General features: G+C 56.8%; 12 protein-coding genes and 1 pseudogene. 8 read left to right on the top strand and 5 right to left on the bottom strand.

Annotated elements, in window-relative coordinates:
• Positions 1-523 precede the first annotated feature (523 nt).
• A complete protein-coding gene (locus O77CONTIG1_RS13120) occupies positions 524-3193 on the bottom strand; it encodes a TIGR03960 family B12-binding radical SAM protein (RefSeq protein WP_068511226.1) in 2670 nt (889 codons plus the stop codon).
• A gap of 139 nt (positions 3194-3332) precedes the next feature.
• Positions 3333-3701 (bottom strand): STAS domain-containing protein, encoded by a 369-nt coding sequence (locus O77CONTIG1_RS13115; RefSeq protein ID WP_084782602.1) that lies wholly within the window; start codon positions 3699-3701, stop codon positions 3333-3335.
• A gap of 736 nt (positions 3702-4437) precedes the next feature.
• Here O77CONTIG1_RS13115 and O77CONTIG1_RS13110 point away from each other — a divergent pair.
• Positions 4438-4632 carry a hypothetical protein gene (locus O77CONTIG1_RS13110; RefSeq protein ID WP_068511224.1) on the top strand — a complete coding sequence of 65 codons (195 nt, stop codon included), beginning with the start codon at positions 4438-4440 and terminating at the stop codon, positions 4630-4632.
• A gap of 3 nt (positions 4633-4635) precedes the next feature.
• Here the strand turns inward: O77CONTIG1_RS13110 and O77CONTIG1_RS13105 are convergent, their stop codons facing one another.
• Positions 4636-5088 carry a hypothetical protein gene (locus tag O77CONTIG1_RS13105; protein ID WP_068511222.1) on the bottom strand — a complete coding sequence of 151 codons (453 nt, stop codon included), beginning with the start codon at positions 5086-5088 and terminating at the stop codon, positions 4636-4638.
• A gap of 800 nt (positions 5089-5888) precedes the next feature.
• On the opposite strand from O77CONTIG1_RS13105, the gene clpS reads away from it, so the two are divergent.
• Both clpS and O77CONTIG1_RS13095 read left to right on the top strand, forming a co-directional pair.
• Positions 5889-6170, top strand: a complete 282-nt coding sequence (gene clpS / locus O77CONTIG1_RS13100; RefSeq protein WP_068511220.1) for an ATP-dependent Clp protease adapter ClpS — start codon at positions 5889-5891, stop codon at positions 6168-6170.
• A 90-nt stretch (positions 6171-6260) separates the two neighbouring features.
• On the top strand, positions 6261-6650 hold the full coding sequence (locus O77CONTIG1_RS13095) for a hypothetical protein (protein WP_068511218.1): 390 nt from the start codon (positions 6261-6263) through the stop codon (positions 6648-6650).
• Between the two features lie 74 nt (positions 6651-6724).
• On the opposite strand, the gene hisD is transcribed toward O77CONTIG1_RS13095, so the two are convergent.
• Entirely contained in the window at positions 6725-8077 is a 1353-nt protein-coding gene (gene hisD, locus O77CONTIG1_RS13090) for a histidinol dehydrogenase (protein ID WP_068511216.1), read from the bottom strand.
• Between the two features lie 291 nt (positions 8078-8368).
• Here hisD and rpsT point away from each other — a divergent pair, with 291 nt between their 5' ends.
• The 3 genes from rpsT to rpoB all read left to right on the top strand — a co-directional run bounded on the left by rpsT (position 8369) and on the right by rpoB (position 13798).
• Positions 8369-8671 carry a 30S ribosomal protein S20 gene (rpsT, locus tag O77CONTIG1_RS13085; protein WP_068511214.1) on the top strand — a complete coding sequence of 101 codons (303 nt, stop codon included), beginning with the start codon at positions 8369-8371 and terminating at the stop codon, positions 8669-8671.
• Positions 8672-8902: 231 nt separating this feature from the next.
• Positions 8903-9763, top strand: a complete 861-nt coding sequence (locus O77CONTIG1_RS13080) for a TatD family hydrolase (RefSeq protein WP_225894574.1) — start codon at positions 8903-8905, stop codon at positions 9761-9763.
• 741 nt (positions 9764-10504) lie between these two features.
• Positions 10505-13798, top strand: a complete 3294-nt coding sequence (rpoB, locus tag O77CONTIG1_RS13075) for a DNA-directed RNA polymerase subunit beta (protein ID WP_068511213.1) — start codon at positions 10505-10507, stop codon at positions 13796-13798.
• Here rpoB and O77CONTIG1_RS26910 read toward each other — a convergent pair.
• Complete coding sequence (locus O77CONTIG1_RS26910; RefSeq protein ID WP_286132310.1) at positions 13753-13881, bottom strand: hypothetical protein; 129 nt, start codon at positions 13879-13881, stop codon at positions 13753-13755. The two genes, rpoB and O77CONTIG1_RS26910, sit on opposite strands and share 46 nt — an antisense overlap.
• A 109-nt stretch (positions 13882-13990) precedes the next feature.
• Between O77CONTIG1_RS26910 and O77CONTIG1_RS13070 the strand changes: the two are divergent.
• A pseudogene (locus O77CONTIG1_RS13070) lies at positions 13991-15856 on the top strand (DNA-directed RNA polymerase subunit gamma); the annotation flags it as partial.
• Positions 15857-16060: 204 nt separating this feature from the next.
• Positions 16061-20065, top strand: a complete 4005-nt coding sequence (locus O77CONTIG1_RS13065; RefSeq protein WP_068511208.1) for a DNA-directed RNA polymerase subunit beta' — start codon at positions 16061-16063, stop codon at positions 20063-20065.
• Positions 20066-20130 lie beyond the last annotated feature (65 nt).

The following is a 20130-nucleotide window of genomic DNA, read 5'->3' as shown; positions in this document are numbered from 1 at the left end:
CCAATGGAGCCAGGTTCCCAATTTGACTCATCCAACAGAGTCGTCCTCAGTCTCAAAACCTGCGGAGGCGAACTCCCTCCCAAACAGTCTGCCTATTGAACCACGGGCAGCAACATGGGCGCTCAGTTCGCATCAGCGTCTTTTGAAATGCATTATAGCGTGTCGTTAAGATTGTGCTACTAGCCGCTGCATAATTCCTATCACAGGGGGAACAGGGATGGAAAAATGCCGTGGCTGAGGTTCAAAACGTCCGCAGCTCTGGATACGGGGTGCAAGCGCTTCACTTGAGGTGTCTCGAGCCGAGATGCCTCGACGAAACGCATTAAGTATCAATTCTTCTAGGCGGAGCTACGAATGAGATTGCTAGAAGCCCAGCAGATGCTTGACTGGCAATCAAAGTTGCAAATCCAAAATCGAGAATTGATACGAACCCTCCTCTCTAATTGTAGACAGATGAATGGAGCAATCTGTTAAAAAGCGCACTGTTATAGACTGGGCGGTGATGGAGGCGCTGGGTAAAGCACTAAAAGATCAGGCGATCGCGGTGACTGTGGAGCAGTTGCAGGGGCTGCTGGCTGGCCTGTTCTAGCAGGTAGACGACGTGTTCTGGGCGGAGCAGCGTGCCGTCGTTGCGATAGCTGCCGACGTAGCGCAGGGCGATCGCCCGGTCGGGGTCAACGGCTGCCAGGGCTGCGGCGATAGCGTCCGGCAGCGCATCGGCAGAAATCAGGGACAGTCTGCTGAGGCGATCGCGCAAATTGATTTTCTGCACGTTGCCCGATTTGGTGGTCTGGTCGTACCAGAGTTCGCTGGCGGCGAGGATCGACTCCACCCACTGGGCGGGCTGCTGGGGCGAGAGCGGCGGGGCTGCTTCGTCGGAGAGGGCGATCGCCAGGGTGTATTCTGCCTGGTCGAGCTGCTGGGTGGCGGTGGGGCCGTCGGGGGCGATCGCCTCCACGCCATACAGTGGTATTTCGGGAGGCAGTTGGGCCGCAAGTCTTTCCACAAACTCGGCAGGGTCTATCACCGTGGTTAGATCGAAATCCACCGCTTCGCCCGTGCTGGTGGAGCCAAGCGGCAGGGCGCTAGCGACCATGATGCGGGGGCTGGGGTGAAAGCCGCCCGTGTAGGCGATGGGCAGCGCGGCGCGGCGAATGGCTCGGTCAAACAAGCGCAACAAATCTAAATGACCAATCAGCGCCATGCTGCCCAGCTTGCCATAGCGCACCCGTAGCCGCTGGGCACGGCAGGTTTCGGGCGTAAAGTGATGCTGGAACTGGGGAATGGGTAGCGGCGGCACGACCACGTTGTGTCCAAAGTCTGCCCCGCACACGCCACAGTGGGAGCAGCCGTCGAAGGAGCAGTCAGGAACCGTGGCGGCTGCCAGGGCGCGGTGCAGGTCTTCCTGGAGCCAGGTTTTGCTGATGCCTGTGTCGATGTGATCCCAGGGCAGGGGGGCGCTGTAGTCCGGCGTGGGGCAATCGGATGCGGGGGACGGCTGGCCAAACAGGTTCCACTCGCCGCTTTCGACTTGGCGATATTTCCAGGTAAGGCCGGCTTCGGCGATCGCCTCCGTCCAGGCCGCAAAAGCGCGCTCCAGGCTCTCCCACCAGGAATCTTCGCGGGCCCCCAGTTCCCAGGCGCGCCGCACGACGGCTCCCAAGCGGCGATCGCCCCGCCCGACAAAATCTTCCATTGCCGAGATCCGCACATCGGTAAAATTCGCCTTGAGTCCGCGAATCGTGCGAAATTCCTGCTGCAACAGCCTTTGCTTGCGCTCAAACTCTGCCGTAGACACCGAATGCCACTGAAACGGCGTGTGGGGCTTGGGCGTAAAGTTGGAAATCGTCACATTAAAGCTCAGCGGCTTGCGCCCCTTCAGCCGACATTCCCGCTGGAGCCACCGCATCGTTTCGGCAATGCCCAACACGTCGGCATCCGTCTCTCCCGGCAGCCCAATCATGAAATAGAGTTTGACCCGATCCCAGCCCTGCTCATAGGCAGTTTTCACACCCCGCAGCAGTTCCTCGTTGGTCAAGCCTTTGTTGATAATGTCACGCAGCCGCTGCGTGCCCGCCTCTGGCGCAAAGGTCAGCCCACCCTTGCGCGTGCCGCCGATGATGTTGGCAATATTTTCGTCAAAGCGATCGACCCGCTGGCTGGGCAGGCTGAGGGAAATATTTTCGTCCTTCAGGCGATTTTTGATTTCCAGCCCCACCGCAGGCAGCGCCAGATAGTCGGAGCAGCTGAGCGACAATAGCGAAAATTCGTTGTAGCCCGTCGCCCGCATCCCCTGCTCGATGGTTTCGATCACCTGCTCTGGCGCAACGTCTCGTGCGGGGCGGGTCAGCATTCCCGGCTGGCAAAAGCGACAGCCCCGCGTGCAGCCCCGGCGAATTTCGACCACCAGGCGATCGTGGACGGTTTCCACGTAGGGAACCAGCCCAATAGAGTAGGCAGGCATGGGGGCAGCGACGCGGCGCAGTACCCGTTCTGGCACGTCTGACCGCAGGGGACGCACGGCCCCATCCACCGCCATTTCATAAAACTGAGGCACATACACGCCCGGAACCTGCGCCAGATCCAGCAATAGTTCCTCACGGCTCAGTCCTTGCGCCTTGCCCTCTTGCAGCACCAGTCCAATTTCGGGCAGCAGTTCCTCGCCGTCGCCCAGGGCAATAAAGTCGAAAAAGTCGGCGTAGGGTTCGGGATTAGACGTAGCCGTTTGCCCACCCGCAAAAATCAGTGGAAAGCTCCCCTGTTCGACACTCCAGACTCCAGACTGCTGCCGCTCCCGCCAGGTGAGCGGAATCTGGGCCAGGCTCAGCATTTCCAAAATATTGGTCGCACCTAGCTCGTAGCTGAGGCTGAAGCCGAGAATGTCGAAATCGCTGAGGGAACGGTGAGACTCGACGGCAAATAGCGGCGTGCTAGATTCTTTGAGTTTGGCGGTCAGGTCAGGGCCGGGCAAATAGGCGCGATCGCACAGTTGTCGAGGCTGCGCGTGAGAATGCTGTAGAGAAATAATGTGCCCCAGGTTAGACGCGCCGACCTCATACACTTCGGGATAGGTCAAAACCCAGCGGATGTCTGCATCCAACCAGGGCTTGTGAACAGCCCCTAGCTCATTGCCCAGATATCGTGCAGGACGGGCAATGTCGGGGGTGAGCAGTTGCTCAAGGGCGATCGCCACAGAAAACCAGCCTCGCTAAACTAAATCCCTACCCACCTAGTATACGAGGACGACGCGAGTCTAACAGGGCTACGCGGTGAACGCCACCTTGGGCAGAACCGATGGCGAAACCGATGAGCAATAGTGATGTTTGTCTGGCTCAAGATGCGAGAGACACTTCGTAGTCAGCCCGGCTCTCGAACAGGGTAAATGCCCGGTCGAGCTGTGTCACTTCAAAGATGATGCGGATAGAGGGCGAAACGCCGCAGATGCCAAATCGCTTTTGGTGCTGGTGAGCGGCGGTTTGTGCCGAAATCAGCACCATTAGCCCCGCGCTGTCAAGCGTTTCTACCTGGCTAAGATCGACCAGCACGGACGAACAATCTGACGCAAGAAGCGTTGCCAACTGTCGTTGAAACAGGGCTGCGTTTGAGGCATTGAGTGCCCCCACAGGTTCTACAACCGTTGTTGAAGCAGAACCGACTGGCGAAAATTCAGAGAGCAGAGATTCTGATAGTAAGGTTTGCATCACAAGCTAATTTCACCCCGACAAGAGATAAGAATTTAGAATTGAACCGCGTTTAGAATTTAGGGTTCAGAGTTCAGGCTGAGTTGAACCCTACCGATTGAGTTGAATCCTGCCGAACGAAAATCGAATGGAAGTCGATGGAAAAGGCCGACTTGGCAAGGGCGTAATCCTCCTGCCCTGACTAAATCCCAACGGTACACGGACACGTTGAACCTCTTGAACCTCTTGAACCTCAAAACTGATACCGAGTGGGAACACAAACCGTGATCCTTGAAAAATAGTTCGTTCAACAGGTTCCGTGCCAGCCTATTTCCGTGTATTCGCGGAATCTTTAAAAGCAATCCGCTCTTCTATAAAGATTTAAATAAGTGTTCCTACGAGTGCGGCTTACTACAAATTGCGCTGGCATCTACCCTCACATCGCACTGAGAGCAGTCGGTGCTGCGATCGCCCCCGGAATATCCCACAAGCCTCAGATTGTCTCAGCGAGCCAAAGCGAAGCGGTTTTGGCGATTTGGCTAAAGGCTGATGTCGCCCCTGAATGGATTCAACTTTCTGAACCGTCTGCAACCCTTCACTCCCATTTCCGCCTAGCCTTAGTGATTTAGGTCACAAAAATTACCCGTTTTAGATCACTTGTTTCGCTCGGTGGAGATCACTTCTGTTCCCGAAGAAGCGAACGACAATTTAAACTTAAACAGTGTGAGACGCCCCAAACATTGCGGTGAAGAATGCAATGAAGACTACCCATGTGATTCGTCAACTGGTTGCCAAAGCCCTCTATATCAAGCAGTTGACCCCTGACATTGAGAACGAAATCAACTATGAACTGACCCGACTGGGCTACATTTCAGACGCAGATTATGAAGCTCTGGAACTGCTGATGTCTGAAATGGATGCGGGCCGTGTGCGCCTGGTGCCTAGTCCATAAGGGTTAGCTGCATTTCTTCTCCGAAGACTCGAAGCTTGTAGGATAGGCAGCCCAAAGTCTTTGTGTCAAAGAATGCAAGGGATTTTGAACGGGGCGATCGCCCTCAGCGGCAGGCTTGAGCGAGTGCAGCGCTGACCACAGCGGAATTAGCTCAACATCTAGCGCATGGCGCATGAGTGCAGTAGGCAAGAGCAGATCCGCCCCTTCGCGCAGATCGATCATGCTGTGGATTCTCTCTGATTCTAGCGATCGCCCAAGCGGGGGGACAGAACTAGCCAGAGCGCTCACGTCGCAGGCCGCGGATTGCTCCTCAGAAACCAACGTGACCAAAAGCAGCGGCCGTAGCCAGCAGACCGGGCGAGTTTCAGAAAGCTGGATCACTTCTGCATAAAGGCGGACTTCTTCATGTTCGATGCAGACGATTTCGCTGGGATGAAACGTAGAAGCTGAATCCATGAATGACTCTAGTTGGCGATCGCCCCGAATAGCCGTTTACCTGGACGATGAGTTGCAGATTGCTCAGCCGCCAAAGATCTCACATGGGCAGGGAAGCGCTGGCTCGATGGAGACTTGATGCCGACTGACCTTCTTCTATCTTATAAACTGGGTTATCTAAATTGGGTTATTGGGTTATCAAGTGGGCGGGGCACTGCTCCAGACTTTTACGCCGAGAGTGCTGCTTCGATGGAGCATCTGGCGGAGATTGAGAACTGCGAAGGCTGAGAACTGCGAAAGCGCCTCTTTGGAGCGCGGAGTTTTGGCAGTGCGACACTCCAAGGTGTTGATATTCTCTTGACCTGGGATGCGTTCAATGTCAGTTTTTTGTAGGGTTGAGTGTTGAGCAACATTTAGAAATATGAATTCGCGCTAAGGTATTGATCGAAGAGCCATTTCAGACGGGCGATCGCCCACAGAGAGCAAGTCAATGCATGACATGATGCCTACTTGACGCATCCTGCTGAGTAGACCGGGCTGGATGAACAAGCGGACGCACACTCATCTACCTGTGTATGTCTATATATGTCTGCTAGATATGTCTGCTAGCTTTATCCACTGGATACATCTACAGGTGGAACTGTGTACTTGCAAGGCATCTCTCTGGCGTGTCTTCAGGCGCTTCATAAGACTTGTTAAGCTGTTACTACAGGTTTGCACTGGCGCAATTCAGGCAAGCGTGTCGTGACTGCATCTATATGACCGCAATATGACCGCACCTGCTACGTTGCTGTACTTTTCAGAAAAAGAGGATTAGAACTGTGGCTGTCGAGACTATTGAACAGCGTTCAACCTCCCGCAAGCTAGCTCCCCGCTATCGCGTGTTGCTGCACAACGACGATTTCAACTCGATGGAATACGTCGTTCAAACGCTGATGAAAACTGTGCCCAACCTTACGGTTCCGCAGGCCATCAACATCATGATGGAAGCGCACACCAACGGCGTTGCGCTTGTGATCACCTGCGCTCAAGAACATGCTGAGTTTTACTGCGAAACGCTGAAAAGCCACGGGCTGACCAGCACAATCGAGCCAGATGAATAGTGCCTGGATGGTACTCCAGACTCCATAACCCGGCTTAGCAACCCAGACCAGTAGCCTAGACCAGTACCCCAGACCATTCGCCCTGCCACCATGCTTGGAGTTTTTCAACACAGTGAGTTGCGGATTGAGCTAAATGCCTCCGAAGCCGCAATTCGAGATAGCTTGCTGCGTCCTGCGGAATTTCGTCAGTGGCTTGGGCCGCAGACCTTTTCGCCCGATTTGGGCGATCGCCTGGAACCGGGAATGCAGTTCACAGGCTGGCTAGGGCCGATTGCCATCCGGCATCAGGTCGATGTGCTGGACTCCAACAGTCTGCGGCTGCTGCTCAGTCAGGGCGTGGACGGGTTTCACCAGTGGTATTGGGGCGAGGGCTGGGTGCAGTCGTCTTTGCAGGGAATTTCGCTGTTGCCGCTGAATCTGGGGCAGACTGTGAGCCTGATGCGACTGCGACAGTACCTCACCCGCCAGAGTCAGTCCTAAGCTCAGTCCTAAGCAGGGTGTGGATTGAACGGGTTAAGCCAGCAAGGTTTGGGAGAAGACGCTGACCCGTGGCATTAAAAGCCCGCTTCGGGACTAATGGGATAATCGCCAGACACTTCTTGAGCGCTGGTCGGCTTTTGCACCCGCAGGCGCACTGAGTCGGCGTGGGATGGCAGTCCCTCGGCCATCGCCAGGGTGTCAACCGCTGTCGCCATTTCCTGAAGCGCAGCCGGGGAATACTGAATCAGGCTGGAATGCTTGATAAAGGTTTCTACGCTGAGTGCGGAGGCGTAGCGAGCCGCGCCAGAGGTGGGCAAGGTATGGTTTGGGCCAGCAAGATAGTCGCCTACGGCTTCGGGGGTCGAGTGGCCGAGGAAGATGGCTCCGGCGTGGCGAATTTTTTCCAGCAGCACCCAGGGATCGGCAATCTGAAGCTCTAAATGCTCCGGCGCAAACTCGTTGGAAAGTTCTGCCGCCTGAGCTAAAGAATCGACCAAAATCACAAGACCGTAGTGGGCGATCGCCTTTTCGGTGAGCAGGCGACGGGGATGGTTGATCAGCATCCGCTCCACCTCCGCCACGACCTTGTGGGCCAGGGTCGCGTCTGTCGTTAGCAAAATTGCTGCTGCCAGCGAATCATGTTCTGCCTGGGCCAGCATATCGGCGGCGACGTGGGTGGGATTGGCCGTGTGGTCGGCAATGATTAGCACCTCCGACGGCCCCGCCAAGGAGTCGATCCCAACGGTTCCATAAACCAGTTTTTTGGCCAGCGTGACGTAGATATTCCCCGGTCCCGTGATTACGTCCACTTTTGGGATAGTGTCTGTGCCGTAGGCCAGTGCGGCGATCGCCTGCGCCCCACCCACCCGATAGATTTCCTGCACCCCCGCCTCTTGAGCCGCCACCAAGATTGCCGGATTCACGCTTTTATCTGGGCGCGGCGGTGTGGCGATCACAATGCGACCCACACCTGCCACCTTTGCTGGGGTCGCATTCATGATCACCGTGCTGGGGTAGGCAGCCTGCCCACCGGGGACATACAGCCCCGCCCGATCGACAGGCGTATAGCGCTTGCCTAAGACGATTTCTGGATCTTCAAACTGCACCCAGCTTTTGGGAACGCGCTGCCGATGAAAGGCCTCTACCCGCTTGCAGGAAATGCGGATGGCATCAAGCAGTTCTTTGGAAACTTGCTGGTAAGCTGCGTCTAGCTCGGAGCCGCTGACTCGCAGTTCTTCGGGCTTCAGGGATACCTGGTCAAACTCTTCGGCGTAGTGTAGAACAGCGCGATCGCCCTGCCGCCTCACTGCCTGGAGCACCTGCTGAACCGTTGCCTCCTTGTGGAGGATTTGCTCATCGTGGGTGCGATCGCAAATTCGCCGCAGCTCCGTTGAGGCTTCAGACCGTTGATTGATAATTCGCAGCATTGCCACAGTGAGGTGAGAGACGCCAGTCCGGGAGTGCCCCGTCTACTCAAAGGTCGAACTCAAAAACCGAATCCATTCCCAGAAGCCTTCAACTCTGCCGCTCGTTGGAGGAAAACCGGACTGCCATTGAGTGCCTATGGGTACGACCTATCTCTAGATTAGCGGGATTTTTAGCGGATTAGTGTAGCCGTGAGCTAGATTTATAGGGAGTGGTTCTAGCATATTGGTGAGTTATTCGCTAGAATGAGTAGCTGCCGAAATTTTGTAGCCTTTACCCAATAGAGACAAACTGTGGCAAATATTAAGTCTGCGATTAAGCGGGTTCAGATTGCAGAGCGCAACCGACTGCACAATAAATCTTACAAGTCTGCGGTGAAGACCCTGATGAAGCGATATTTCACCACGGTCAATGAATATGCGGCCAATCCAACGCCGGAGCTAGAGAAAGAAGTGGGCGATCGCCTAGCGGCCGCCTACAGCAAAATTGACAAAGCAGTGAAGCGGGGCGTGATTCACCCGAATACCGGGGCACGGCGGAAGGCTCGGCTGGCCAAGGCGCTAAAGTCTCAAACGGAGACAGCCGCCAAAGCTTAGATGAAGCTTGGGTGAAGCTTAGATCTAGGTTGCTCGAACCTGCCCAGAGTACCCCGCCATGCGAGCCGGTAGTGGCTTGTGGGTGAGTTTTTAGGGCATCGGCAAGTTTAGATCGGATTGGCTTTCGATTTGGATTGGCCAAGTCTAGGCCAGCCCTCTGTCAAGTCCGAGCGCATCACATCTCAACATATCCAGCCTTTCTTGTCGGCCCTAGCGGGTGGCTTTATCGCTGTGACCCCACTGTTTCCTCTGATCGACACCCACGTTCATCTCAACTTTGACAGCTTTCAGCCTGATTTGCTGGAGGTTGCTTCGGCATGGCGGGCGGCGGGTGTGGTGCAATTGGTTCACTCCTGCGTTGAGCCTGCCGAATTTGACGCAATTCGGGCGATCGCCGATCAGTTTCCAGAGATTTCCTTCGCGGTCGGGTTGCACCCGCTGGATGCCGATCGGTGGACTGCGACGATGGCCGACGAAATTCGCACTCTGGCCCGCTCGGATCATCGAGTCGTAGCGATTGGCGAAATGGGGCTGGATTTTTACAAGGCGGATAATCGGGCGCTTCAGTTTGAGGTGTTCGAGGCTCAGATCCGGATTGCGCGAGCGTTGGACTTGCCGGTCATCATCCACTGCCGGGATGCAGCGGCTGAAATGGCGGCGAGCCTGCGCCAGATTTGGGCGGTGGATGGGCCCGTTCGCGGCGTGATGCACTGCTGGAGCGGCACCCCAGAGGAAACCGACTGGTTTCTAGAATTGGGGTTCTATATCAGCTTTAGCGGCATTGTCACGTTCAAGAACGCAAGCCAGGTACAGGCTTCGGCTCAGCGAGTTCCGGGCGATCGCCTCCTCGTCGAAACCGACTGTCCATTTCTGACCCCCGTTCCCAAGCGGGGCGAACGGCGCAATCAGCCTGCCTATGTCCGCTATGTGGCGGAGCGTGTGGCGGAATTGCGGGGAGAATCCCTGGAGGCGATCGCCCACCAGACAACCCAGAATGCCCGTCGCCTATTCCGGCTCGACGTTCCAGCCTCAGATCCCGTGTGGGCATCTCTGGATCGGCTGCCGTCCCTGTCTTCACCCCGAATGTCCTAGCGACAATTCTTAGCTTGTTGCAGATTCCATCCTGCTAGCAGCCCTAGCAAAAGTTTGTCAAGAGGGATTTGCGAAAAACTAGACACGGATTAGGCGACATGCGTCATAATCTTATAGGGGTCGCGTATAGGGGTCGCGCATAGCATCGCAGGGTTGTTGGTGGTATGCTGCTCTGCGGCTCTAGATTCAGCACCGTTTCATGGCTCCCTTGCCACTTTGCTGACAATCGGTTAGATTCAGATTTCTTATATAAATGCTTCTCTATTTTTCTTTCTGCCGATATGCCCTTTGGCGCGACTCTCTCATCCACGGGTTGCATTGCCCCTAGCGGCAACCCTCCCAACTGCGCTCACCAACCCTTCCCCTACTCCGCCCAGCTTAGCTCATTCAGCCGATTTGAGATTCAAATTGATACCGTTTAGCACTGTTCAGCCTGTTCAGCCTGAAGTTGCCCCTGTCAGGACATTCAAATTGCCCTACTGCGAGCTTTTCCCTGAGTTCGATCGGCTCACTGAGACAGTTTGGAGAGCCTTTGCGTCCACGCAAGCCCTTGTCTTCTGCTAGTTCAGAACTCAGGAACTTGTGTGGCGATCGCCGTTTCACGTCATCTTAGCTCATCTCGGCATTGGGAATCCCTTATTCTCGCCTGTTCCTTGAGTTTGCAAACCCCTGACCGCGCTTTTGACCCTACTGCCTTGCTCTCTGGGATGCTCCCCAGAATTGACCTGTTCGAGGAGACGCATGACTACACAAGCCACTGCCAACTTTACGCTGCCCGATTTGGTCGAAATCCAGCGTGCAAGCTTCCGCTGGTTCCTGGAAGAAGGACTGATTGAAGAGCTAGACAGCTTTTCTCCTATTACGGATTACACGGGCAAGCTCGAACTTCATTTCTTGGGCAAAGACTATAAGCTGAAACGCCCCAAGTATGACGTAGACGAGGCTAAGCGGCGAGACAGCACCTACGCCGTTCAGATGTATGTGCCCACTCGTCTGATTAATAAAGAAACCGGCGAGATCAAAGAACAGGAAGTTTTTATTGGCGACCTGCCGCTGATGACCGATCGGGGTACGTTTATCATCAACGGGGCCGAGCGCGTCATTGTTAACCAGATCGTTCGCAGCCCTGGCGTTTACTACAAAGCAGAGACAGACAAGAACGGTCGCCGCACCTACAACGCCAGCCTGATCCCCAACCGGGGAGCCTGGTTGAAGTTCGAGACAGATAAAAATGATCTGGTGTGGGTACGCATCGACAAGACCCGCAAGCTCTCTGCTCAGGTATTGCTCAAGGCGCTGGGTCTGAGCGACGGCGAAATTTTCGACGCGCTGCGCCATCCCGAATACTTCCAAAAAACCATCGACAAGGAAGGTCAGTTCAGCGAAGAAGAAGCGCTGATGGAGCTGTATCGAAAGCTGCGTCCGGGCGAACCGCCAACGGTTTCAGGCGGTCAGCAGTTGCTCGACTCCCGCTTCTTTGATCCCAAGCGCTATGACCTGGGCCGCGTCGGCCGCTACAAACTCAACAAAAAGCTGCGGCTGAGCGTACCCGAAACCGTGCGCGTGCTTACACCGCAGGACATTCTGGCGGCGATCGACTATCTGATCAACCTGGAATTTGACATTGGCATGGTGGACGACATCGACCACCTAGGCAACCGCCGGGTGCGATCGGTCGGTGAACTGCTGCAAAATCAGGTGCGCGTCGGCTTGAACCGTCTGGAGCGGATTATCCGAGAGCGGATGACCGTATCGGATGCCGACACGCTGACGCCTGCTTCGCTAGTCAACCCCAAGCCGCTGGTGGCCGCGATCAAAGAGTTCTTTGGCTCCTCCCAGCTTTCCCAATTCATGGATCAGACTAATCCGCTGGCAGAGCTGACCCACAAGCGCCGTCTTAGCGCTTTAGGCCCTGGTGGTCTGACGCGAGAGCGGGCGGGCTTTGCCGTGCGCGACATTCACCCTTCTCACTACGGACGCATCTGTCCCATTGAGACACCAGAAGGCCCAAACGCTGGACTGATCGGCTCTCTGGCAACTCACGCCCGCGTTAATCCCTACGGGTTTATTGAAACGCCGTTTTACGAGGTCAAAGAGGGCCGGGTCTTGAAGGAAAAGCCGCCCGTCTATATGACGGCAGATGAAGAAGATGACCTACGGGTGGCACCGGGGGATGTGTCGGTTGATGAAAACGGCTACATCATGGGCGAGCAGGTGCCTGTGCGCTATCGCCGCGACTTCACCACCACCACACCTGCCGAGGTGGACTATGTGGCGATTTCGCCGGTGCAGATTATCTCGGTGGCGACCTCTCTGATTCCGTTCCTAGAGCATGACGATGCGAACCGCGCTCTGATGGGATCGAACATGCAGCGTCAGGCAGTGCCGCTGCTGCGTCCTGAGCGTCCGCTGGTGGGCACGGGACTGGAAGCCCAGACCGCTCGTGACTCTGGCATGGTGATTGTCAATCAGTTTGACGGCGAGGTGTCCTATGTGGATGCCAACCGCATTCGGGTGCGTGGCGAAAACGGCAAGGAGAAAGAGTACATCCTGCAAAAGTATCAGCGCTCGAATCAGGATACCTGCTTGAATCAGCGCCCGATTGTCAATGTGGGCGATCGCGTGGTGGCGGGTCAGGTTTTGGCGGATGGCTCGGCGGCTGAGGGCGGCGAAATCGCGCTGGGGCAAAATATCCTCGTGGCCTATATGCCCTGGGAAGGCTATAACTACGAAGACGCAATTTTGATTAGCGAGCGCCTGGTCTACGACGACGTATACACTTCAATCCACATCGAAAAGTACGAGATTGAAGCCCGCCAGACGAAGCTGGGCCCGGAAGAAATCACTCGCGAAATTCCCAACGTGGGGGAAGACGCGCTGCGCCAGTTGGACGAAACGGGCATCATCCGGATCGGAGCCTGGGTAGAAGCAGGAGACATTCTGGTGGGCAAAGTGACCCCCAAGGGTGAATCGGATCAGCCGCCCGAAGAGAAGCTGCTGCGGGCCATCTTTGGCGAAAAGGCACGAGACGTGCGAGACAACTCGCTGCGCGTGCCCAACGGCGAGAAGGGCCGCGTGGTGGATGTGCGGGTGTTTACTCGCGAGCAGGGCGACGAACTGCCTCCTGGGGCAAACATGGTGGTGCGCGTCTACGTGGCGCAAAAGCGCAAAATCCAGGTGGGCGACAAGATGGCGGGTCGCCACGGCAACAAGGGGATTATTTCCCGAATTCTGCCGCTGGAGGATATGCCCTACCTGCCCGACGGTCGTCCAGTTGACATTGTGCTGAACCCGCTGGGTGTGCCGTCTCGAATGAACGTGGGTCAGGTGTTTGAGTGTCTCCTGGGCTGGGCGGCCGAAAACTTGGGGGTACGGTTCAAGATGACCCCCTTTGACGAAATGTACGGGCAGGAAGCCTCACGGCTGACCACCCATGCCAAGCTGCAAGAGGCCGCCGAAAAGACTGGACAGCCCTGGGTCTTCAACCCCGATAATCCGGGCAAAATCCAGGTCTACGACGGGCGCACGGGCGAACCCTTTGACCAGCCTGTGACCGTGGGCAAGGCTTACATGCTGAAGCTGGTTCACTTAGTGGACGACAAGATCCACGCCCGCTCTACGGGCCCGTACTCGCTGGTGACGCAGCAGCCTCTAGGCGGCAAGGCGCAGCAGGGCGGTCAGCGGTTTGGCGAGATGGAGGTGTGGGCGCTGGAGGCCTTTGGTTCTGCCTACATTCTGCAAGAGCTGCTGACGGTGAAGTCCGACGATATGCAGGGGCGGAACGAAGCGCTGAACGCCATTGTGAAGGGCAAGGCGATCCCGCGACCGGGTACGCCAGAGTCCTTTAAGGTGCTGATGCGTGAGTTGCAGTCACTCTGTTTGGATATTGCGGCGCACAAGCTGCAAACCCAGGAAGACGGAACCAGTCGCGATGTGGAAATCGACCTGATGGCCGATGTCAGCAGTCGCCGTGCGCCGTCGCGCCCCACCTACGAGTCGATTTCACGAGACGAGCTGGACGACAGCGACGAGTAGCCGCCGGAGGAACCGTTGTGCGATCGCCCCACCCGAATCTGACAAAAATCGGGGACTGGGCGATCGCCCTCCAGTGCTTTCACCTCGCGGCTTCTTTAATTCAGGCAGGCTGTCCCAGTTTCCAACTCGCCTGTCTCTCGAATACGCTTCAAGCTTTTACGCGCCTCATCGTTACAGAAGGAAGGACAACGGATGCCCAAAATCGAACAGCGGTTTGACTACGTGAAGATTGGGCTGGCCTCGCCAGAGCGGATTCGCCAGTGGGGAGAGCGCACCCTGCCAAACGGACAGGTCGTGGGCGAGGTCACCAAGCCGGAAACGATTAACTACCGCACCCTCAAGCCGGAAATGGACGGCTTGTTCTGCGAACGCATTTTTGGCCCGGCCAAGGATTGGGAGTGTCACTGTGGCAAATACAAACGGGTGCGCCACCGGGGCATCGTCTGCGAGCGCTGCGGTGTCGAGGTGACCGAATCTCGCGTCCGCCGCCACCGCATGGGCTACATTAAGCTGGCGGCTCCAGTTGCTCACGTCTGGTATCTCAAGGGTATCCCCAGCTATATGGCGATCCTGCTGGATATGCCGCTACGGGACGTTGAGCAAATTGTCTATTTCAACTCCTACGTCGTCCTCAGCCCTGGCAACGCCGAAAACCTAAGCTATAAGCAACTGCTGACAGAAGATCAGTGGATTGAGATCGAAGACCAGCTCTACAGCGAAGATTCACAGCTTACCGGCGTGGAAGTGGGCATTGGCGCAGAAGCCCTGAAACGCCTGCTGGAAGACCTGGATTTGGAGAAAGAGGCGGAGCAGCTCCGCGAAGAAATCGCCACCGCTAAGGGACAAAAACGCGCCAAGCTGATCAAGCGGCTGCGAGTGATCGACAACTTCATCGCCACCCAATCCAAGCCGGAGTGGATGGTGCTGGATGTGATCCCCGTGATTCCGCCCGATCTACGCCCGATGGTGCAATTGGACGGCGGTCGCTTTGCCACCTCCGACCTGAATGATTTGTATCGTCGGGTCATTAACCGGAACAACCGTCTGGCTCGGCTCCAGGAAATTCTCGCTCCGGAGATCATCGTCCGCAACGAAAAGCGGATGCTGCAAGAAGCCGTGGACGCGCTAATCGACAATGGACGGCGCGGCCGCACCGTGGTCGGAGCCAACAACCGCCCGCTGAAGTCCCTGTCGGACATCATCGAAGGGAAACAGGGACGCTTCCGCCAAAACCTGCTGGGCAAGCGGGTGGACTACTCCGGTCGTTCGGTCATTGTGGTCGGCCCCAAGCTCAAAATTCACCAGTGCGGCCTGCCCAAAGAGATGGCGATCGAGCTGTTTCAGCCGTTCGTGATTCACCGCCTAATTCGCCAGGGCTTGGTGAACAATATCAAGGCGGCGAAAAAGATGATCCAGCGCAACGATCCCCAAATTTGGGACGTGCTGGAAGAGGTAATCGACGGCCACCCCGTGCTGCTCAACCGAGCGCCAACGCTACACCGCCTGGGCATTCAGGCGTTTGAGCCGATTTTGGTGGATGGTCGAGCGATTCAGCTTCACCCGCTGGTGTGTCCGGCTTTTAACGCGGACTTTGACGGCGACCAGATGGCGGTTCACGTGCCGCTGTCGCTGGAAGCCCAGGCCGAAGCCCGCTTGCTGATGCTGGCCTCGAACAATATTCTGTCTCCGGCAACGGGTCGTCCGATTGTGACACCGAGCCAGGACATGGTGTTGGGCTGTTACTATCTGACGGCAGAAAACCCCAATGCTACCAAGGGCAAGGATCGCTACTTCTCTAATCTAGATGATGTAGTTGTCGCCTATGAGCAGCAGCAGGTCGATTTGCACGCCTACGTCTGGGTGCGGTTTGATGGAGCGGTAGAGTCACCAGAGCCAGATGACGAACCGATTGAAGAGCAGCGCTCTGAAGACGGCATTGTGACAAAGCTCTACAAGTATCGGCGCGTCCGGGAAGATACCGAGGGCAACCGGGTGTCTCAATACATTCGCACAACGCCGGGTCGCATCATCTACCACAAAACGATTCAGGAAGCACTGGTCAACTAAGGCAGTTGACGGCGATCGCCCCACTATTTCCCACTGGTTGGACTGTTGATTTGTGTCGGGAAGTAAAGGGCGATCGCCCCACAGAACTCCTTGACCCATTCGTTTCCGGTTTCGCGGGCTGCACCTCGGTGTAGCTGCCAGGCAGCCACCCAGTATTGCTAACCTTTTTAAGTTTTGAAGGGCGGGACATCATCTATGACAGAGCAAAGTTCGATTCAACGATCCGAAAAGCCCGTCGTGTTTCGCAATCGCGTGATCGATAAAAAGCAGTTGCGGCGACTGATTGCCTGGGCCTTCACCCACTACGGGACTGCCCGCACCGCACAGGTAGCCGACGAGCTAAAGGATTTGGGCTTCAAGTTTGCTACGCGGGCGGGGGTGTCGATTAGTGTAGACGACTTGCAGGTTCCGCCCAGCAAGCGCAAACTGCTCGACGAAGCCGAAGACGAAATCCGCAAAACGGAGGAGCGCTATACTCGCGGCGACATCACCGAAGTAGAGCGCTTCCAGAAGGTGATCGACACCTGGAACAGCACCAACGAAGACCTAACCAGTGCGGTGGTTCGCAACTTCCGCGAGAGCAACCCGCTCAACTCGGTTTACATGATGGCGTTCTCCGGCGCACGGGGAAATATCTCCCAGGTGCGTCAGTTGGTGGGGATGCGCGGTCTGATGGCGAATCCGCAGGGGGAAATTATTGACCTGCCGATTAAAACCAACTTCCGCGAAGGGCTGACAGTCACGGAGTACATCATCTCCTCCTACGGGGCGCGCAAAGGTCTGGTAGACACGGCGCTGCGGACGGCAGACTCCGGCTACCTTACCCGTCGTCTGGTGGACGTGGCGCAGGACGTGATTATTCGCGAGCTAGACTGCAACACGGAGCGCGGTATTCCCATCCGCAGCATGACGGACGGGGAGCGGGTGTTGATTCCGCTGAAGGATCGGCTGCTGGGTCGCGTGCCTGCGGAGGATGTAATTCATCCCGAAACGGGTGAGGTGATTGTTCCGCGCAATGAGCCAATTTCTGACGATATGGCAGAAGAAATTGGTCGAGCCAAGGTAGAGGAAGTGGTCGTGCGATCGCCCCTCACCTGCCAGGCCTCGCGCTCCGTCTGCCAGCGCTGCTACGGCTGGAGTCTGGCCCATGCCCACCTAGTAGACATGGGCGAAGCCGTGGGCATCATCGCGGCACAGTCGATCGGCGAACCCGGCACCCAGCTCACGATGCGGACGTTTCACACGGGCGGCACGGTGACCGGCGAACAAGCTCCGACGATCCGCGCCAGCTTCAACGGCACCGTCCACCTGAAGCTAAGGCGTAAGGACGAAGTGCTGCGCTCTCGCCCCTTCCGCACCCGCCACGGCGAAGACGCGCTGATTATCGAATCGCCCTCGGTCGAGGTGATTGTGGAGCATGGCAGCCGCAAAGAGTCCCACACAATTACTCAAGGTTCCATTCTGTTTGCCCAAGAAGGTCAATCAGTGGTGACCGATCAAATCCTGGCGGAACTGCCCGCGACGGGTCGCGTCCGCAAGGTGACGGAAAAAGCCAGTAAGGACGTGGCTTCTGACCTGGCTGGTGAGGTGAAATTTGCTGACCTGGTGCCCGAAGAGAAGCGCGATCGCCAGGGCAACATTACCCGCATTGCCCAGCGGGGCGGTTTGCTATGGGTGCTGTCGGGCGAGGTGTATAACCTGCCGCCAGGCGCAGAACCCGTCGTCAAGAATGGCGATCGCGTCGAAGCCAACAGCATCCTCGCCAAAACCAAGCTCGTCACCGAAAACGGCGGGACAGTGCGCCTGCCCCAAGATGGTGAAGGCAAAGCGGGGCGCGAGGTCGAAATCATCACCGCATCGGTGCTGCTCGATCAGGCCCGCGTCATTGCTGAAAGCCAGCAAGGTCGCGAACACTACATCATCGAAACGCAGCACAACCAGCGCTTCTCCCTGATTGCCACACCCGGCACCAAGGTTGTCAATAAGCAGGTTGTCGCAGAACTGATTGACGACCGCTATCACACCCAAACGGGCGGCATCATCAAATTCTCTGGCATCGAGCTAGAAAAGCGCGGCAAAGCCAAGCAGGGCTATGAAGTCGTCAAGGGCGGCACGATTCTCTGGATTCCTGAAGAATCCCACGAAGTCAACAAAGACATTTCGCTGCTGCTGGTCGAAGACGGGCAGTTTGTGGAAGCGGGCACCGAAGTGGTCAAAGACATCTTCTGCCAGAGCAGCGGCGTAGTGGAAGTGACCCAAAAGAACGACATTCTGCGGGAAATCGTGATCAAGCCCGGCGAACTGCACATGGTCGATAACCCAGAAGCCGTCATGAGCCGCAACGGCACGATCGCCAACCCTGGCGAAGAACTGCTGCCTGGACTTGAACTGACGGATCTGCGCTACGTCGAATATGTCGATTCGCCCGAAGGTCCAGCACTGCTGCTGCGTCCGGTGACGGAATTCTCTGTGCCCGACGAGCCTTCGGTGCCCAGTCAGTCTTCAACCAGCGAGGAGTCGGGTCGTGCAATTCAACTCCGGGCAGTGCAGCGGACGATGTATAAGGACGGTGAGCGCGTCAAGTCGGTCGAAGGGCTGGAACTGCTACGGACTCAGCTAGTGCTGGAGATTGATCAAGATGCACAACTGGCCGCAGATATCGAGCTAGTGCCTGATGAATCTGATCCTGAACTGCTGCGCCTTCAGTTGGTGATTCTGGAATCACTGGTGATTCGTCGCGACGTGCCTGCCGACCAAACCCAGGGCAGCACGCTGACCACGCTGCTGGTGAAAGACGGGGATCAGATCTCGCCAGGAGACGAAGTGGCCCGCACCGAGATCCTATGTAAGGAAGGTGGCGAGGTGCGCGGTGTCGGCAGCAACGAATCAGCCCGCCGGATTCTGGTGGTTCGTGAGTCGGATAAGCTGACGGTTGATACGCAGGGCAAAACGCCTAGCGTTAAAGCGGGCGATTTGCTGGTAGCCGGAGCGGCGATCGCCGATGGAGTCACCATTGAAGAGTCGGGCCAAGTCCTGTCGGTGAGCGATTCCCAGGTGCAACTGCGACTGGCGCGTCCCTATCGCGTGTCGGCAGGTGCCGTGCTGCACATCGATGACGGCGACCTGGTGCAACGGGGCGATAACCTGGTGCTGCTGGTGTTTGAACGCGCCAAGACTGGAGACATCATCCAGGGTCTACCCCGGATTGAAGAACTGCTAGAAGCCCGCAAACCCAAAGAAGCCTGCGTGCTGGCGCGGCGGCCGGGCACGGCGCAGGTGGTCTACAGCGACGACGACACGGTGCAGGTAAAGGTCGTGGAAGCGGACGGCGTAATCACCGAGTATCCCATCGGACCGGGACAGAACATGCTGATCATTGACGGGCAGGAGGTTGGTGCAGCCGAACCGCTGACGGACGGTCCCGCTAATCCCCACGAGATCCTGGAGATCTTCTTTGATCTGCATCGGGAAACGCTGGGCGTTCACGAAGCCTCACTGATCAGCCTGGAGAAGGTGCAAACCTTCCTGGTGAACGAAGTGCAGTCGGTGTATCAGTCTCAAGGAATTGAGATCTCCGACAAGCACATTGAGGTGATTGTGCGCCAGATGACCTCCAAGGCGCGGGTTGATGATGGGGGCGACACCACCATGCTGCCGGGTGAACTGGTGGAACTGCACCAGATTCAGCAGGTAAACGAGGCGATGTCGATTACGGGCGGTGCGCCAGCGGAATATACCCCGGTGCTGCTGGGGATTACCAAGGCCTCGCTGAACACCGACAGCTTCATCTCAGCCGCCAGCTTCCAGGAAACGACTCGCGTGTTGACCGAAGCGGCGATCGAGGGCAAGTCGGACTGGTTGCGGGGTCTGAAGGAAAACGTGATCATTGGTCGTCTGATTCCAGCGGGCACGGGTTTCAATGCCTACGAAGAGTCCACTAGCGTTGACCTCGACGCGCTGGATGATATGGGGTTGAATGATGTGGTGCTGGATGACCTGACCGCCCGCAGCTATGACCTAGACAGCGGCTTTGACGTGTTTCCGCCACCGGAAGGTCTGGGAATGCGAGAAGGGACTGAGTTTCCGCGTCCGTCGCACGGCTTTGGTGACGATGCCTTCTCTGGTGTACTCGAAGACGATGAATTGGCCGACGAGTACGCTGACGACGAGGACGACGAGGACGACGAGGACGAAGACTAGGGACGTAGGAGAAGCATAGAGCGCTTGCCGAGTGCTTCTCCTACGCTCAAACGCCAAGTCCAAGC

Origin of the sequence: Leptolyngbya sp. O-77 (assembly GCF_001548395.1) — a bacterium.
Lineage (GTDB): Bacteria > Cyanobacteriota > Cyanobacteriia > Elainellales > Elainellaceae > Thermoleptolyngbya.
Note: the sequence above shows the minus strand (reverse complement) of the source record. Positions and strands in the feature narration are given on the sequence as shown.

Bases quoted from the DNA above. Each gene is read 5' to 3' on its own strand.
- O77CONTIG1_RS13115 (WP_084782602.1), bottom strand. From the start codon at position 3,701: ATGCAAACCTTACTATCAGAATCTCTGCTCTCTGAATTTTCGCCAGTC.
- O77CONTIG1_RS13110 (WP_068511224.1), top strand. From the start codon at position 4,438: ATGAAGACTACCCATGTGATTCGTCAACTGGTTGCCAAAGCCCTCTAT.
- O77CONTIG1_RS13105 (WP_068511222.1), bottom strand. From the start codon at position 5,088: ATGGATTCAGCTTCTACGTTTCATCCCAGCGAAATCGTCTGCATCGAA.
- O77CONTIG1_RS13095 (WP_068511218.1), top strand. From the start codon at position 6,261: ATGCTTGGAGTTTTTCAACACAGTGAGTTGCGGATTGAGCTAAATGCC.
- hisD (WP_068511216.1), bottom strand. From the start codon at position 8,077: ATGCTGCGAATTATCAATCAACGGTCTGAAGCCTCAACGGAGCTGCGG.
- rpoB (WP_068511213.1), top strand. From the start codon at position 10,505: ATGACTACACAAGCCACTGCCAACTTTACGCTGCCCGATTTGGTCGAA.
- O77CONTIG1_RS13065 (WP_068511208.1), top strand. From the start codon at position 16,061: ATGACAGAGCAAAGTTCGATTCAACGATCCGAAAAGCCCGTCGTGTTT.